The organism is Paraburkholderia sp. D1E (assembly GCF_052682275.1).
Map to the genome: position 1 here is coordinate 9315335 of NZ_JBQYMB010000001.1, position 16277 is coordinate 9331611.

Below are 16277 nucleotides of genomic sequence, written 5' to 3' on the forward strand. Positions count from 1 at the left end.
CGGATTCAGATACGCGCTTCAAAGCGTTTGGAGACTTGCAATGAAAAAGACAAAGCAATGGGTACGCACCGGTATCGCGATGGCGTTGATGTGCGGCGCGGGCGCTGCCTTCGCGCAGGTGAAAATCGGCGTCACGCTATCCACTACGGGGCCGGCTGCATCGCTCGGGATTCCTGAAAAGAACACGATCGCGCTGCTGCCGAAAGAGATTGGCGGCAAGACCGTGCAATACATCATCCTCGATGATGCATCGGACACCGGCAAGGCCGTGCAGAACACGCGCAAGCTGATCGACGAAGACCACGTCGACGCCATCATCGGTTCGACTGTTACGCCAAATTCGCTGGCGATGCTCGACCCCGCGGCCGAAGGCAAGACGCCGGTGATCTCGCTGGCGGCATCAGCCGCGATCATTTCGCCGATGGACGCCAAGCGCGCATGGGCCTTCAAGCCGCCACAAAACGACAGCCTGATGGCTGACGCAATCGCCGACTACATGGAGCGTCACGGCGTGAAGACGGTTGGCTTCATCGGCTTTGCGGATGCGTACGGCGACGGCTGGAACAACGTTTTCACAGCCGCGGCCGCGGCCCATCATCTGAAGATCGTCTCCAATGAACGCTTTAACCGCACCGATGCATCGGTGACCGGCCAGGTGCTGAAGACGATGGGCGCGAACCCGGATGCGGTGCTGATCGCGGGCGCGGGTACGCCGTCGGCGCTGCCGGCCAAGACGCTCAAGGAGCGCGGCTACAAGGGCAAGGTCTACCAGACGCACGGCGTCGCCAACAACGATTTCCTGCGCGTGTGCGGGAAGGATTGCGAAGGCGAGTTCCTGCCGGCTGGCCCGATCCTCGTGGCGGATCAACTGCCGGAATCGAATCCGGTGAAGAAGTCGTCGGAAGCGTACAAGGCAGCGTATGAGAAAGCTTATGGCGCGGGCTCGGTGGCGACCTTCGGCGGTCACGCATGGGATGCCGGCCAGATGCTGCAAGCTGCGATTCCGGTCGCGCTGAAGACCGCTCAGCCGGGCACTGAAGCGTTCCGCGTGGCATTGCGCGGTGCGCTTGAAAACATCAAGGAGTTGCCGGTCTCGCACGGCATCATGAACACCACGACCACCGACCACAACGGCCTCGACAAGCGCGCACGCGTGATCGTGCAGATCGTCGACGGCAAGTGGAAGTTGCAGAACGACTAATAACAAAAGCGATACGCGCCTCTCGCGCAACCTGCGGCACGCCATGCCGCATTGCCATTCTGTTCGATGACAATGGCAACGACCGCCGCGCCATGTTCCGGCGCGGCGGTCGCCTTTTCTGGCATTGCAGGTCAGTGACCGGCCGCGGGTCCGCCGCCACGACTGTTTCCCGGTTTCGATTTCGACGCTTCAGGACGAGGAAGTATGGATCTATCAATTGCGGCGATCCTCGCGCAGGACGGCATCACCACCGGCGCCATCTACGCGCTGCTCGCGCTTGCGCTGGTGCTGGTGTTCTCCGTGACGCGGGTGATCTTTATCCCGCAGGGCGAGTTTGTTTCGTATGGCGCGCTGACGCTCGCCGCATTGCAGACACAGAAATTTCCGGCGACGTGCTGGTTGCTGATGGCGATGGGCGCGGCATGTTTTGTCGTCGAGATTGCGGGGCTGGTGCGGCATCCCGAACGGCGTCGCCACGCGGCGCGCACGCTGGCGATGCTGGTCGGCAAATACCTGCTGTTCCCGATCGCGGTTTACGCGCTCACGCAAGGCGTTTTCCTGCATCCACTGCCGATGCTCGCGCAAATCGCGCTGACGCTGCTGATCGTGATTCCGATGGGGCCGTTCGTCTACCGGCTCGCGTATGAACCGATCGCGGAGGCGACCACGCTGCTGCTGCTGATTGTGGCGGTAGCGGTGCACTTCGCGATGGTCGGCCTCGGGCTCGTGATGTTCGGTGCGGAGGGTTCACGCACCACGGCGTTCTCCGATGCGACCTTCAACCTCGGCACGTTGTCGATTTCCGGACAAAGCCTGTGGGTGGTGGGCACGGCGGTGGTGTTGATCGGCGCGCTGTATCTGTACTTCGATCGCTCGATTTCCGGCAAGGCTTTGCGCGCGACGTCGGTGAACCGGCTCGGCGCACGGCTCGTCGGCATCGGCACGACGCAGGCAGGGCGCCTCGCGTTCACGCTCGCTGCGGGCCTCGGTGCGCTGTGCGGCATCCTTGTCGCACCCTTGACCACCATCTACTACGACTCGGGCTTCCTGATGGGTTTGAAGGGCTTCGTAGGCGCGATTATCGGCGGCCTGGTCAGCTATCCGCTGGCTGCGGCGGGCGCGATCCTGGTCGGTCTGCTGGAGTCGTATTCGTCGTTCTGGGCGAGCGCTTATAAGGAAGTGATCGTGTTCACGCTGATCATTCCGGTGCTGCTATGGCGGAGTCTGGCCAGCCCGCACTCGGAAGAGGAAGAGGAGTGACACGATGAAACGGATCATGCAAAACAAGTTCTTCTGGCTGTTCCTCGTGGTGCTGTTCGCGTTGCCGGTGTTGCCGCATCCGATCCATGTGCCTGAGTACTGGGTGACGCTGCTCAACTACATCGGCCTGTATTCGATCGTCGCGATCGGTCTCGTGCTGCTGACAGGTATCGGCGGGATGACGAGCTTCGGTCAGGCAGCGTTCGTCGGCATCGGCGCGTATGCGACCGCGTATCTGACGACGACTTACGGCGTGTCGCCGTGGCTCGCGCTGATCGCGGGCGTGGTGGTGACGGCATTGATCGCGCTGATGCTGGGGCTCGTGACAATGCGGCTATCCGGCCACTTTCTGCCGCTCGGTACGATCGCGTGGGGGCTCGCGCTGTTCTATCTGTTCGGCAACCTGGAGATGCTTGGCAAGTACGACGGCATTAACGGAATTCCAGTGCTGAATGTTTTTGGCATCAACCTGGAGTCGGGTCGCCATATCTACTACCTGATCTGGGTGGTGGTGCTCGGTGCGGTAATTTCTGTTCAGAATCTGCTTAATAGCCGGCCAGGGCGGGCGATTCGCGCATTGCGCGGCGGCGGCATGATGGCCGAAGCAATGGGCGTCAACACGGCGTGGATGCGCGTGGTGATCTTCGTCTACGCCGCAGTGTTGGCGTCGATTTCGGGGTTCCTTTACGCGCACTTGCAACGCGCGGTGAATCCGACACCGTTTGGTCTGAACCATGGCATCGAGTTCCTGTTCATGGCGGTGGTGGGCGGCGTCTCGCACGTCTGGGGCGCAGTGCTTGGTGCAGCGATTCTGACCATTTTGCAGGACTATCTGCAAACGCTGCTGCCGAAGCTGCTGGGCGAGAACGGTAACTTCGAAGTGATTGTGTTCGGCATTCTGATGGTGCTGTTGCTGCAATACGCTCGCCAAGGTGTCTGGCCGTTTGTCGCGCGGTTTTTCCCGAAGGGGCCACGCGCACATTTATCGGATCATGCGGAGCCTTTGCCGCAGCGCAGCAAGCCGGCCGCGGGCGAAAGCCTTTTGACGGTGAATAAGGCACGCAAGCAGTTCGGCGGGCTGGTCGCGGTGAACGATGTCAGCTTCGAGGTGAAAGCAGGGCAGATCATCGGTTTGATCGGCCCGAACGGCGCGGGCAAATCGACTACCTTCAACCTGGTCACGGGCGTGCTGCAGGCGACGAGCGGCGAAATTACGTTCCGCGGCGAACGTATCGATTCACTGAGTTCACGTGAAATCGTCAAGCGCGGCATTGGCCGCACCTTCCAGCACGTCAAGCTGCTGCCTGGTATGACGGTGCTGGAGAACGTTGCGATCGGCGCGCATCTGCGTGGCCAGGCCGGCGTGTGGCGCAGCGTGGCGCGGCTGAACGGTGCGGAAGAAGCGCGCTTGATGGCCGAAGCGGCTCGCCAGATTCGTCGTGTCGGGCTCGAGCAGCATATGTACGACGAGGCGGGTAGCCTGGCGTTGGGGCAGCAACGAATTCTCGAAATCGCGCGCGCGTTGTGCTGTGACCCGACCCTGCTGCTGCTGGATGAGCCTGCCGCCGGTCTGCGTTATCAGGAAAAGCTGCAACTGGCGGATTTACTGCGCCGCCTCAAAGCCGAAGGTATGAGCGTGCTGCTGGTCGAACACGATATGGATTTCGTGATGAATCTCACCGATCGGTTGGTGGTGATGGAGTTCGGCACGCGCATCGCGGAAGGCTTGCCGCAGGACGTCCAGCAAGACCCGGCTGTGCTCGAAGCTTATCTGGGCGGGGTGGAGTGATGGAGAACACGATGAATGATGCTGCACCGATTCTCGACGTGAATGGGTTGTCGGTCCGCTATGGCAAGGTCGAAGCGCTGCACGGCGCGGCAATCAAGGTGCGGCCCGGCCAGATCGTCTCGGTGATTGGTCCGAACGGTGCGGGCAAGTCCACGTTGCTGAACGCGATCATGGGCGCATTGCCGACCACTGGTCATGCGAAGGGCTCGGTCCTGTATAAAGGTGAAGACGTCAGCGCGGTGCCGGTTGAAAAGCGGGTCGCGCGTGGTATGTGCCTGGTGCCGGAAAAGCGCGAGCTGTTCGCGTCGATGACCGTTGAAGATAATCTGGTCCTCGGCGCGTATCGGCGTAAGCGGGCAGGGGAGCGCAATTTTCTTGATCAACTCGAGCCAGTCTTTACGCTTTTTCCTCGTTTGAAAGAGCGCCGGAAGCAGGCCGCAGGGACGCTATCAGGCGGGGAGCGTCAAATGCTCGCGGTCGGGCGTGCATTGATGGGCAAGCCCGATCTGCTGATGCTCGACGAACCGAGCCTGGGTCTCGCGCCGCTGATCGTGAAGGAAATCTTCCACATTATTAGCGCACTGCGGCAGACCGGCGTCGCGACGCTACTGATCGAGCAGAACGCACGCGCGGCGCTGCAAATTTCTGACTACGGTTACGTGCTTGAAACCGGTGAACTGGCGCTGGAAGGACCCGCGACTGATCTGGCGCAGAATCCGCGTGTGATCGAAACGTATCTGGGGCTGGCTAAAAAAGTGGCTTAGTTCGCCGCTTCTACTCAGCTCGCTGTGGTTCAAAGCGGTGTGTTTCACGTGAAACACACCGCTTTTTTGTTGTCTGGCCATTCGGACGAAATTCGGGCCTAAACCGAACCCGTTATAATTCGCCCATACATTTTCCTCTGAAAGGCTCACGCGATGATCTGGCGTGAGATCCGCGATGCTTTTTCCCACAGAATTTGACGTAATCGTCGTCGGCGGCGGTCATGCGGGCACTGAGGCCGCTTTGGCCTCGGCACGCATGGGCAATACGACCCTCCTGCTGACGCATAACATCGAAACCCTAGGTCAGATGAGCTGCAACCCGTCCATTGGCGGGATTGGCAAGGGCCATCTGGTGAAGGAGGTCGATGCGCTCGGCGGTGCGATGGCGGCTGCGACGGACGAGGGGGGGATCCAGTTCCGCATCCTCAATTCGTCGAAGGGGCCTGCTGTTCGTGCGACGCGCGCGCAGGCGGACCGTCTGTTGTACAAACAGGCGATCCGACATCGGTTGGAGAATCAGCCGAACCTGTGGCTGTTCCAGCAGGCGGTCGACGATCTGATGGTGGAAGGCGACCGTGTCGTCGGTGCCGTGACGCAGGTGGGGATTCGCTTCCGCTCGCGCGCCGTTGTGCTGACGGCTGGGACGTTCCTCGACGGCAAGATTCACGTGGGTTTGAACAACTACACCGGTGGCCGCGCTGGCGATCCGGCAGCGGTGTCGCTGTCTGCGCGCCTCAAGGAATTGAAGCTGCCACAAGGCCGTCTCAAGACCGGAACGCCACCGCGTATCGACGGTCGGACGATCGATTTCTCGAAGCTTGAAGAGCAGCCCGGCGATCTGGATCCGGTGCCGGTTTTCTCATTTCTGGGGCGCGTCGAACAGCATCCGCGCCAAGTGCCGTGCTGGGTCACGCATACGAATGAGCGTACGCACGACATCATCCGTGGTGGTCTCGACCGCTCGCCGATGTATACGGGCGTGATCGAAGGGGTGGGCCCGCGGTATTGCCCGTCGATCGAGGACAAGATTCATCGCTTCGCATCCAAGGAATCGCATCAGATCTTCCTCGAACCGGAAGGGCTGACGACCAACGAGTTCTATCCCAATGGGATTTCCACCAGCCTGCCGTTCGACGTGCAACTGGAACTCGTGCGCTCGATGCGAGGTTTGGAGCAGGCGCATATTCTGCGACCGGGTTATGCGATCGAATACGACTACTTCGATCCGCGTGGGCTGAAGGCATCGCTGGAAACCAAGGCGATCAACGGGCTCTTCTTCGCGGGTCAGATCAATGGCACAACTGGCTATGAAGAGGCCGCTGCGCAAGGTTTGCTGGCGGGGATTAACGCCGGCCTGCAAGTGCAGGGCAAGGATGCATGGTGCCCGCGCCGCGATCAGGCATACCTAGGCGTTTTGGTCGACGATCTGGTGACGCGTGGTGTGTCCGAACCGTATCGCATGTTCACGAGCCGCGCCGAGTACCGTCTAAGCCTCCGCGAAGACAACGCCGATATGCGTCTGACGGAGATGGGCCGCGAACTGGGTATCGTCGACGATGTCCGGTGGGACGCATTCAGCCGCAAGCGCGACGCTGTTTCACGTGAAACAGAGCGCCTCCGTACGTCGTGGGTCAATCCTAAGACGTTATTGGCTGAAGAAGCGACTGCATTGCTCGGCAAGCCGATTGACCACGAATACAGTTTGGCCGATCTGCTCCGCCGCCCGGGCGTGACATATGACGGCGTCTGCGGCTTGCGCGCGGGAGCATGTGCTGCGCCTGAAACGCTGGCCGAAGACGACGTGTTGCGCGCCCAGATCAAGGAGCAGATCGAGATTGGCATCAAGTATCAAGGCTATATCGACCGGCAAGCTGATGAGATCGAGCGCAATGAGTCGCACGAAAGCACGCGTCTGCCGGAGGGTTTGGACTACGCCGAGGTAAGGGGGCTATCGTTCGAGGCGCGTCAGAAGCTGACGCAATTCCGCCCTGAGACTATCGGACAGGCGTCGCGTATTTCCGGTATTACCCCGGCGGCGATCTCCTTGCTGATGGTGCATCTGAAGCGTGGCTTGGGGCGCCGTTCGACGAAACCCGCCGAACCGGGCGCCGACAGCACGCCGGTGACGCAATGACGGTGAGTCTGAAGGGAAGTGGTAGCGAGGCATTGGCGCCGCTGTTAGCAGGCGGCGTCCGCGAACTCGGTCTCGATCTGAGTGACGCGCAACTCGGGAAATTGCTCGACTACGTAGCGCTGCTATCCAAGTGGAATGCTGTCTACAACCTGACGGCGATCCGTGATCCGCGACAAATGCTTATCCAGCACATCCTGGATTCGCTTTCGATCGTGCCGCACCTCGCTACGCGCGGTGCGTCCTCGGTGCTGGACGTGGGCTCTGGCGGCGGTTTGCCTGGTATCGTGCTCGCTATCGTGCTGCCCGACTGGACCGTCACCGTGAACGACATCGTTCACAAGAAGACGGCTTTTCAGGCTCAGGCCAAAGCTGAGCTCGGCCTGGCGAACCTGTCGGTCATCACGGGCCGCGTCGAGACTTTGCAGCCGGGCGCCGAAGTACCCGCAAAGTTCGACGTAATCGTGTCGCGCGCATTCGCAGAGCTCTCGGATTTCGTTACACTGGCCCGTCATCTGGTTGCGGAGCAGGGGGCGATCTGGGCGATGAAGGGTGTGCGTCCGGATGGCGAGATTGAGCGCCTGCCGGCGGGCGCTCACGTGGAACAGATCATTCGGCTGAACGTGCCGTTGCTCGACGCGGAGCGGCATCTGATCAAGGTGCTGGTGGATGCCGATAACTGACGGGCATCGCTAGGCTCGAGGCACGCACCGCATACCAGACGCGCTTTCTACTTTATTCAGCAGCAAAAGGGACACACCAACGATGGCAAAAATCTTCTGCGTTGCGAACCAGAAGGGCGGCGTCGGCAAGACGACGACGGCAGTCAATCTGGCCGCGAGCTTGGCAGCGCAGGGACAGCGAGTCCTTCTCATCGATCTGGACCCGCAGGGCAACGCCACGATGGGCAGCGGCATCGACAAGGCCGCATGCGCGAACACCGTCTATGAAGTGCTCGTGGATGGCGTGTCGGTGGCGGATGCGCGAGTACGCCCGGAAGCCGTCGGCTACGACGTGCTGCCCGCGAACCGGGAACTGGCCGGCGCCGAGGTCGAATTGGTCAGCGTGCAGAGCCGTGAGCGCCAGTTGAAGATTGCCTTGGCGGCAGTCGAAAGCGAATACGACTTTGTGCTGATCGACTGCCCGCCGGCTTTGTCGCTGCTAACGCTCAACGGCCTGTGTGCCGCGCATGGCGTGGTGATTCCGATGCAGTGCGAGTACTTCGCGCTCGAAGGCCTGTCCGATCTGGTCAACACGATCAAGCAGGTGCATGCGAACCTGAATCGCGATCTGAAGGTGATTGGTCTGCTGCGCGTGATGTTCGATCCGCGCATCACATTGCAACAGCAAGTCTCGGATCAGCTGAAAGAACACTTTGGCGACAAGGTGTTCGACGTGGTGATCCCGCGTAACGTGCGCCTTGCCGAGGCGCCTAGCTATGGGTTGCCGGGCGTTGTGTTCGATAAGGCATCGCGCGGTGCGCAGGCGTATGTGCAGTTCGGTGCAGAGATGATTGAGCGGGTGCGCACATTGAATGACGCGCCCCAGGCGTCCTAAGCGGATCGAGGAAGCACGATGAATGCAGTAGCAAGAAAGAAGGGGTTGGGCCGTGGTCTGGAAGCATTGCTTGGTGGCAGTGCGGATATTACAGAGGCCGTGGCGATCGAGGGTGCGCCGAACGTGCTGCCGCTCAGCAAGCTACAGGCCGGCAAGTACCAGCCGCGTACGCGCATGGACGAAGGCGCGTTGCAGGAATTGGCGGCCAGCATCCGTGCCCAAGGGGTGATGCAGCCGATCCTCGTGCGGCCGGTTTCGGTGGATAAGTACGAGATCATTGCCGGCGAGCGGCGTTTCCGCGCCGCGCGCCTTGCCGGCCTCGACGAGGTGCCGGTGCTGGTGAGGGACGTGCCTGATCAGGCCGCCGCGGCGATGGCGCTGATCGAGAATATCCAGCGCGAAGATCTGAATCCGCTAGAAGAAGCACAGGGTATTCAGCGCCTGCTCGACGAGTTTAATTTCACGCATGAGCAGGCAGCTGAATCGGTGGGCCGCTCACGCAGTGCCGTATCGAATCTGCTGCGTTTGCTTAACCTGGCAGCACCGGTGCAGACGATGTTGCTGGCCGGTGATCTGGACATGGGTCATGCACGTGCGCTACTGGCCGTCGATGCTGCGACGCAGATCACGCTGGCCAATCAGGTCGTCAACAAGCGCATGTCGGTACGTGAGACCGAAAAGCTGGTGACGGCGACTACCAAGGCTGCGCCCACGGTGAAGGCGCGTGCGAATCAGGACGGCGGCCGCGACACGCGGCGACTCGAAGAGGAGTTGTCCGATCTGCTTGCCGCCACGGTAAAGATCAAGCTCGGCCGACGCGGCCGCGGCCAGGTGCTGGTGGACTTCGGTGACCTGGACGCGCTGGAAGGCATTCTTGTCCGGTTGCGTGGTAACGCCACGGCGTGATCATGACAAGTTGAGTGTGGAAGGGCGCTGGACATGCTTGCGAATTATCTGGATGGTTGCTAGCAAGCCGTTTGGCGCACTTTGTGCGCTTTCAATGAGGGGTTTGGTTTTATCGGGCTTGCCGGCGTCACGCTCAAGGGGTGGTTTGACGAATTCCCTGATTGATCGGCACACCGTATTAGCGCTGGGTGGATTCCTGATTAAATTCAACGCAAAATAATCAGGAATGCTGAGGTATTGGTCTGTCAGGTCACTTTTGCAGTGAGGCAGCGTTGATTGTGTTGCGCGGGACTTGACTGAGCACAGCCTGGTCAGGCCGCAGCAGCGAAGAAGCGCACGTCGCTAGTTTTTTGTTCTCGATCCGGGCCGCGATGAAACGGTCGGCGCCGCGTGTGAATTGGTCGGACAGAGCAGGGCGGACGTCAGTACGAAGCCGGGCAAACCGACTGTGCTCGAAGTTGGTTACCTGGCCAGAAGCACCGGACCTGACACGGGCGCTGTTATTCGCCATTGAAGAACTCCCTGTACACAAGCGCCGTCCGACCCTTACCCGGCGCCGTCTTGGATGTCTATCAAAGTGGGCAAAAATTGCCGTCTGTTGCATTTTTGAGACGTCCGCAGCAGCGTCGAAACGACGCATCCACGCACTTCAGCCTCCTCGATTCAAGGCGCATGTTTTGCCACTCCCCGGCCGCCTTACATTTGCCGTGTACGGGGCGGTCGAAATCACGCTCCCGCATGGTGAAGGCCGTTTTCACGCAGGTTATTGAACGGCCTAAAGTCTTGAATTGCCTGCAACTATCGCTTACAATCGCCCGGATTTAATTGCACGGCAACCCCGTAAGCGCAGCGTAAGCTCGCGGGCTGGAACAAGACTTTCGGAACACTGCGATGGCGGTTAAAACGTCGAATCAGGCGCCACAGAATGGGCACGACGAACACCGCGCTGAACGCACCGATTCCGTTGCGTCTACCGGTCAGCACGTTACAACTGACGATGCGTGGGATGTCGAGCAACAAGATAACAATATCGTTCCGCTCACGCGGGTCGAGGCTGAAAAGCTGTTTGGCCCGAATGTGAGTCGTCCATCGCGTGTCACGCCTTTCAAGGTCGTGGCGGCGCAAATGGTTTTGTCCCTGGGTGCGACGCTGGTGTGGTGGCTGTTCTACAAGCCGCCGGGCGCTGCTGCGCTGTCCGCGTTCCTGGGGGGAGCGATCTGCTGGGTGCCGAGCGCGCTGTTCGCGGCACGTCTTAGAACGCTGAGCGGCGCCGAAACAGCGATGAGCTGGATGATCGGCGAAGCGCTCAAGATGGGGACAACGATCGCGATGTTTGTAGCCATCGCTTTCTGGTATCACGACGTACGCTGGGTGCCGCTGCTCGTGACTTACCTCATCGCGCTCAAGACTTACTGGATCGCCCTCGCGTGGCGCTAAGGTAGTAGCAAGAGTAAGCAACACAAAATTCAGGCTGGCGCGTAGCGCTGGCGTAAGGAGTGCGGATATGACACGATCCGCACCCGGCGTGTTCCCGCAATACAGAATTGCGGCGGGAACGGCCTAAGACGATTTTCGACAATTTGGGTGGCATTAACGATATGGCAGCTAGCGAAGGCACGCGCGCTCTGGATCCGTCCGAGTACATCGCGCACCACTTGCAGAACTTTTCCACCGCGCACCAGACGTCGATTTTCGACATTCATGTGTGGAATCTGGACACCCTTTTCTGGTCGATCGTTTGTGGTCTGGCCACGATCGCCATCCTGCATCTGGCGGCCCGCAAGGCGACGTCCGGCGTGCCGGGTCGTTTCCAGTGCGCGATCGAAATGCTGGTGGAGATGGTCGAGGATCAATCGAAGTCGATGATCCACGGCTCGCGCACCTTCATCGCCCCGCTGGCACTGACCGTGTTCGTCTGGGTCGCCTTGATGAACTCGCTCGACTTTATCCCCGTCGACCTGCCGGGCCGCGTGATCGGCTGGCTGGGGCTGTCGCAAGTTATCCCCCATCATCGCATCGTGCCGACGGCCGACCTGAACGGTACGCTCGGTATCGCACTCGGCGTGTTCGCGCTGATGATTTACTACAACTTCAAGATCAAGGGCGTAGGCGGCTTCGTGCATGAGCTGCTGTCGGCTCCGTTCGGCGCGCATCCGCTGCTGTGGATTCCGAACCTTGCATTGAACATCATCGAGTTCGTCGCAAAGACGGTTTCGCTCGGCATGCGGCTATTCGGCAACATGTACGCGGGCGAGCTGTTGTTCCTGCTGATTGCCCTGCTCGGCAGCATGTGGGGTTTCGGCGCGGACGCGTCAGTGCTCGGCTTTATCGGCCACGTCATCGCAGGCACGGTTTGGGCGATCTTCCACATCCTGATCGTTCTGCTGCAAGCATTCATTTTCATGATGCTGACGCTGGTGTACATCGGACAGGCACACGACAGCCACTAATCACGGCTTGTTGAACGACGAATTGTTTTAGTTTTGTTTTATTAAATCCCAGTTCCAACCAGTTCCAAAAGACTTTTCACAAAGGAGTGATCATGCAAGCTTTCATCGCCAACATCCAGGGTCTGACCGCCATCGGTATCGGCATCATCATCGGCCTGGGTGCAATCGGCGCCTGTATCGGTATTGGCCTGATGGGCGGCAAGTACATCGAAGCATGTGCTCGTCAGCCGGAATTGATGAACCCGCTGCAAACCAAGATGTTCCTGCTGGCTGGTCTGATCGATGCGGCTTTCCTGATTGGTGTTGGTGTGGCAATGCTGTTCGCGTTCGCGAACCCGCTGCTGTCGAAGCTGGCAGGCTGAGGTTCCTCGGAAGTTTGCGCCTGAGCTATAACTGGTAAAGGCGCAGGGCGGAACGGGCACTTAGGCGCTGATCGAATACAGAATCGATGAGCGCCTTGCCGTTTCACTTTCCGAACTAGCAACGTTTAAGGAAACACCGTGAATCTCAACGCAACCCTGTTTGCGCAAATGGTCGTGTTCCTGATCCTCGCGTGGTTCACGATGAAGTTCGTGTGGCCGCCGTTGATCAACGCCCTCGACGAGCGCTCGAAGAAGATTGCTGACGGTTTGTCTGCCGCTGAAAAGGGCAAGGCTGAACTCGAAGCCGCTCACAAGCGCGTCGACCAGGAACTCGCTCAGGCACGCAACGACGGTCAGCAACGTATTGCTGACGCGGAAAAGCGCGCTGTGACAGTCGCTGACGAAATCAAGGCTCAAGCACAAGCTGAAGCCGCTCGCATCATCGCGCAAGCGAAGGCCGACGCGGACCAGCAAGTCGTGAAGGCACGCGAAACGCTGCGCGGCGAAGTCGCTGCACTCGCCGTGAAGGGCGCTGAACAGATCCTGAAGCGCGAAGTCGACCAGGCAGCCCACGCTGACCTGCTGAATCAACTGAAAGCCGAGCTCTGATCATGGCCGAACTTGCAACCATCGCCCGTCCGTACGCAGAAGCGCTGTTTGGCGTGGCCGAAGCTGGTGACATCGCCGCCTGGTCCACGCTCGTGCAGGAGCTGGCACAGGTTGCGCGTCTGCCCGAAGTGCTGTCGATCGCCTCGAGCCCGAAAGTAAGCCGCGCCCAGGTCAGCGAACTGCTGCTGGTCGCGGTCAAGTCGCCGCTCAAGGACAACGCGCAAGCGAAGAATCTGGTGCAAATGCTGGTGGATAACCATCGCCTGCAATTGCTGCCGGAAATCGCTACGCAGTTCGAAGAGTTGAAGAACGCCCGCGAAGGAGCGGCAGATGTGCTGATCGTCAGCGCATTCCCGCTCGAAGGCGCGCAGTTGAACGAACTCGTCGCAGGTCTCGAACGCAAATTCAAGCGCAAGCTGAAGCCGACGGTCGAAGTCGACTCGTCGCTCATCGGCGGCGTGCGCGTGACGGTCGGCGACGAAGTGCTCGATACCTCGGTCCGCGCGCGGCTTGCCAGCATGCAGACGGCTCTGACGGCCTGAAGCGCATAAAGCGCTGAAGCGGCTGGCACGCAACAGAATTGACTATCAGGAGCGAATAATGCAACTCAATCCCTCTGAGATCAGTGAGCTGATCAAGAGCAGGATCCAGGGCCTTGAAGCGAGCGCAGACGTTCGCAACCAGGGCACCGTGATCTCCGTGACCGACGGTATCGTGCGTATTCACGGCCTGTCGGAAGTGATGCAGGGCGAAATGCTCGAATTTCCGGGCAACACCTTCGGTCTCGCACTGAACCTCGAGCGCGACTCGGTCGGCGCCGTGATTCTGGGTGAGTACGAACACATTTCGGAAGGCGACATCGTCAAGACGACGGGCCGCATTCTCGAAGTGCCGGTGGGTCCGGAACTGCTCGGCCGCGTGGTCGACGCACTCGGCAACCCGATCGACGGCAAGGGCCCGGTCAACGCGAAGAAGACCGACGCAATCGAAAAGATTGCTCCGGGCGTGATCTGGCGTAAGTCGGTTTCGGAGCCGGTTCAAACCGGTCTGAAGTCGATCGACGCGATGGTGCCGGTTGGCCGTGGTCAGCGTGAGCTGATCATCGGCGACCGCCAGTGCGGCAAGACCGCAGTCGCTGTCGACGCGATCATCAACCAGAAGGGCAAGAACCTCTTCTGTATCTACGTCGCGATCGGCCAGAAGGCTTCGTCGATCATGAACGTAGTGCGCAAGCTGGAAGAAACCGGCGCACTGGAATACACGATCGTCGTGGCCGCTTCGGCTTCGGAATCGGCTGCAATGCAGTACCTCGCGCCGTACGCCGGCTGCACGATGGGCGAATACTTCCGCGACCGCGGTCAAGATGCGCTGATCGTTTATGACGATTTGACCAAGCAAGCTTGGGCATACCGTCAGATCTCGCTGTTGCTGCGCCGCCCGCCGGGCCGCGAAGCTTACCCGGGTGACGTGTTCTATCTGCACTCGCGTCTCCTGGAACGTGCTGCTCGCGTCTCGGAAGAGTACGTCGAGAAGTTCACGAACGGCGAAGTGAAGGGCAAGAGCGGTTCGCTGACGGCACTGCCGGTCATTGAAACGCAAGCAGGCGACGTGACCGCATTCGTTCCGACGAACGTGATCTCGATTACCGACGGCCAGATCTTCCTGGAAACCGATCTCTTCAACGCAGGTATCCGCCCGGCAATTAACGCCGGCGTGTCGGTCTCGCGCGTTGGTGGTGCGGCTCAAACCAAGGTCGTGAAGAAGTTGTCGGGCGGTATTCGTACCGACCTCGCACAGTACCGTGAACTCGCAGCGTTCGCGCAGTTCGCATCGGACCTCGACGAGGCGACTCGTAAGCAGCTGGAGCGCGGCCGCCGCGTGACGGAGCTGCTGAAGCAGCCGCAGTATCAACCGCTGCAAGTATGGGAACTGGCGATCGCGCTGTTCGCTGCGAACAACGGTTACCTCGACGATCTGGAAGTTGCGCAAGTGCTGCCGTTTGAAAAGGGCCTGCGCGAATACCTGAAGTCGAGCCACGCTGACCTGGTCAAGCGCATCGAAGATACCAAGGAACTCTCGAAGGACGACGAAGCCCTGCTGCATACGGCTCTCAAAGACTTCAAGAAGTCCGGCGCTTATTGATCCGCGAGTGATCCGCAAGGCATAAACGGACCTTGAAGCGGCGCGGGCCGCAGGCAACTGAACCCGCGCTGCTTCGATCGCTTTGCATGGGACCCGAGTGCTGAAGCGCTAACTCGGGCCGACAAGGAGCAAGCAATGGCTGGAATGAAGGAAATTCGCGGCAAGATCAAGAGCGTGCAAAACACGCGCAAGATCACGAAAGCGATGGAGATGGTGGCCGCATCGAAGATGCGCCGCGCTCAGGAGCGCATGCGCGCTGCTCGCCCGTATGCCGACAAGGTCCGCGATATCGCTGCGCACATGAGCCGTGCGAACCCGGAGTATCGTCACCCGTTCATGGTGTCGAACGAAGGCGCGAAGACGGCCGGCATCATCCTCGTCACGACCGACAAAGGTCTGTGCGGCGGTATGAACACCAATGTGCTGCGTGCGTCGCTGCAGAAGTTCAAGGAACTGGAAGGCCAGGGCAAGACGGTCGAAGCAACTGCGATCGGCACCAAGGGTCTGGGTTTCCTGAATCGTCTGCGCGCCAAGGTGGTGTCGAATGTCGTGCATCTGGGCGACACGCCGCATCTGGAAAAGCTGATCGGCGCGGTGAAGGTGCAGCTCGACCTGTACTCGGAAGGCAAGGTTTCGGCGGTGTACCTCGCGTACACGCGCTTCGTCAATACGATGAAGCAGGAGCCGGTGATCGAGCAACTGCTGCCGCTGTCGGCAGATCAGTTCGAGCGCAAGGACGAAGACGGCACGACCCCGAGCACGCAGTGGGACTACATCTACGAGCCGGATGCACAGGCAGTGGTGGACGAACTGCTGGTGCGTTATGTCGAAGCGCTGGTCTATCAGGCCGTCGCGGAAAACATGGCATCGGAGCAGTCGGCACGAATGGTCGCAATGAAGGCCGCTTCGGATAATGCGAAGACGGTCATCAACGAACTGCAGCTCGTGTACAACAAGAGCCGTCAGGCCGCGATTACGAAAGAACTGTCGGAAATCGTCGGTGGCGCAGCGGCAGTCTGACCATAAGGGTCAGGCACGCCGCTTCGTGCGCGCCCGTGAGGCGCCCCCGTCTCGGCGGCCCCATCGAAATTGCGCCTTTGCGCGAG

The 16277-nt window shown here is 60.1% G+C and carries 15 protein-coding genes; all 15 read left to right on the plus strand.

The annotated features are described in order from the left end of the window. Positions 1-40: 40 nt before the first annotated feature. The 15 genes from ACUN0E_RS41820 (at position 41) to atpG (ending at position 16191) form a co-directional block, all read left to right on the plus strand. Positions 41-1201 carry an ABC transporter substrate-binding protein gene (locus ACUN0E_RS41820; protein ID WP_120346424.1) on the plus strand — a complete coding sequence of 387 codons (1161 nt, stop codon included), beginning with the start codon at positions 41-43 and terminating at the stop codon, positions 1199-1201. A 204-nt stretch (positions 1202-1405) separates the two neighbouring features. Then, positions 1406-2461, plus strand: coding sequence for a branched-chain amino acid ABC transporter permease (locus tag ACUN0E_RS41825; RefSeq protein WP_408239246.1), 1056 nt, complete (start codon positions 1406-1408; stop codon positions 2459-2461). Positions 2462-2465: 4 nt separating this feature from the next. Beyond that, entirely contained in the window at positions 2466-4250 is a 1785-nt protein-coding gene (locus ACUN0E_RS41830; RefSeq protein ID WP_445570235.1) for a branched-chain amino acid ABC transporter ATP-binding protein/permease, read from the plus strand. A gap of 11 nt (positions 4251-4261) precedes the next feature. After that, positions 4262-5014, plus strand: coding sequence for an ABC transporter ATP-binding protein (locus tag ACUN0E_RS41835; RefSeq protein WP_445570236.1), 753 nt, complete (start codon positions 4262-4264; stop codon positions 5012-5014). Between the two features lie 175 nt (positions 5015-5189). Continuing rightward, on the plus strand, positions 5190-7148 hold the full coding sequence (gene mnmG / locus ACUN0E_RS41840) for a tRNA uridine-5-carboxymethylaminomethyl(34) synthesis enzyme MnmG (protein WP_445570237.1): 1959 nt from the start codon (positions 5190-5192) through the stop codon (positions 7146-7148). Beyond that, complete coding sequence (rsmG, locus tag ACUN0E_RS41845) at positions 7145-7828, plus strand: 16S rRNA (guanine(527)-N(7))-methyltransferase RsmG (RefSeq protein ID WP_408239258.1); 684 nt, start codon at positions 7145-7147, stop codon at positions 7826-7828. Before mnmG ends, rsmG begins: the two co-directional genes overlap by 4 nt. Positions 7829-7910: 82 nt before the next feature. Then, a complete protein-coding gene (locus ACUN0E_RS41850; RefSeq protein ID WP_408239261.1) occupies positions 7911-8702 on the plus strand; it encodes a ParA family protein in 792 nt (263 codons plus the stop codon). 18 nt (positions 8703-8720) lie between these two features. After that, positions 8721-9608 carry a ParB/RepB/Spo0J family partition protein gene (locus ACUN0E_RS41855; RefSeq protein ID WP_445570238.1) on the plus strand — a complete coding sequence of 296 codons (888 nt, stop codon included), beginning with the start codon at positions 8721-8723 and terminating at the stop codon, positions 9606-9608. 891 nt (positions 9609-10499) lie between these two features. After that, positions 10500-11045: an ATP synthase subunit I gene (locus ACUN0E_RS41860; RefSeq protein WP_408220199.1), complete on the plus strand. Its 546-nt coding sequence runs from the start codon at positions 10500-10502 to the stop codon at positions 11043-11045. Between the two features lie 161 nt (positions 11046-11206). Continuing rightward, complete coding sequence (gene atpB / locus ACUN0E_RS41865) at positions 11207-12058, plus strand: F0F1 ATP synthase subunit A (protein ID WP_172309461.1); 852 nt, start codon at positions 11207-11209, stop codon at positions 12056-12058. A 92-nt stretch (positions 12059-12150) separates the two neighbouring features. Next, complete coding sequence (atpE, locus tag ACUN0E_RS41870) at positions 12151-12420, plus strand: F0F1 ATP synthase subunit C (protein ID WP_007180033.1); 270 nt, start codon at positions 12151-12153, stop codon at positions 12418-12420. Positions 12421-12558: 138 nt separating this feature from the next. Continuing rightward, entirely contained in the window at positions 12559-13029 is a 471-nt protein-coding gene (locus ACUN0E_RS41875) for a F0F1 ATP synthase subunit B (RefSeq protein ID WP_074281809.1), read from the plus strand. A gap of 2 nt (positions 13030-13031) precedes the next feature. Next, positions 13032-13571: a F0F1 ATP synthase subunit delta gene (locus ACUN0E_RS41880; protein WP_445570239.1), complete on the plus strand. Its 540-nt coding sequence runs from the start codon at positions 13032-13034 to the stop codon at positions 13569-13571. A gap of 58 nt (positions 13572-13629) precedes the next feature. After that, entirely contained in the window at positions 13630-15171 is a 1542-nt protein-coding gene (gene atpA, locus ACUN0E_RS41885; protein WP_408239270.1) for a F0F1 ATP synthase subunit alpha, read from the plus strand. Between the two features lie 135 nt (positions 15172-15306). Next, the gene (gene atpG, locus ACUN0E_RS41890; RefSeq protein WP_179735230.1) at positions 15307-16191 is read left to right on the plus strand and encodes a F0F1 ATP synthase subunit gamma; all 885 of its coding nucleotides are present in this window, start codon (positions 15307-15309) and stop codon (positions 16189-16191) included. Positions 16192-16277 lie beyond the last annotated feature (86 nt).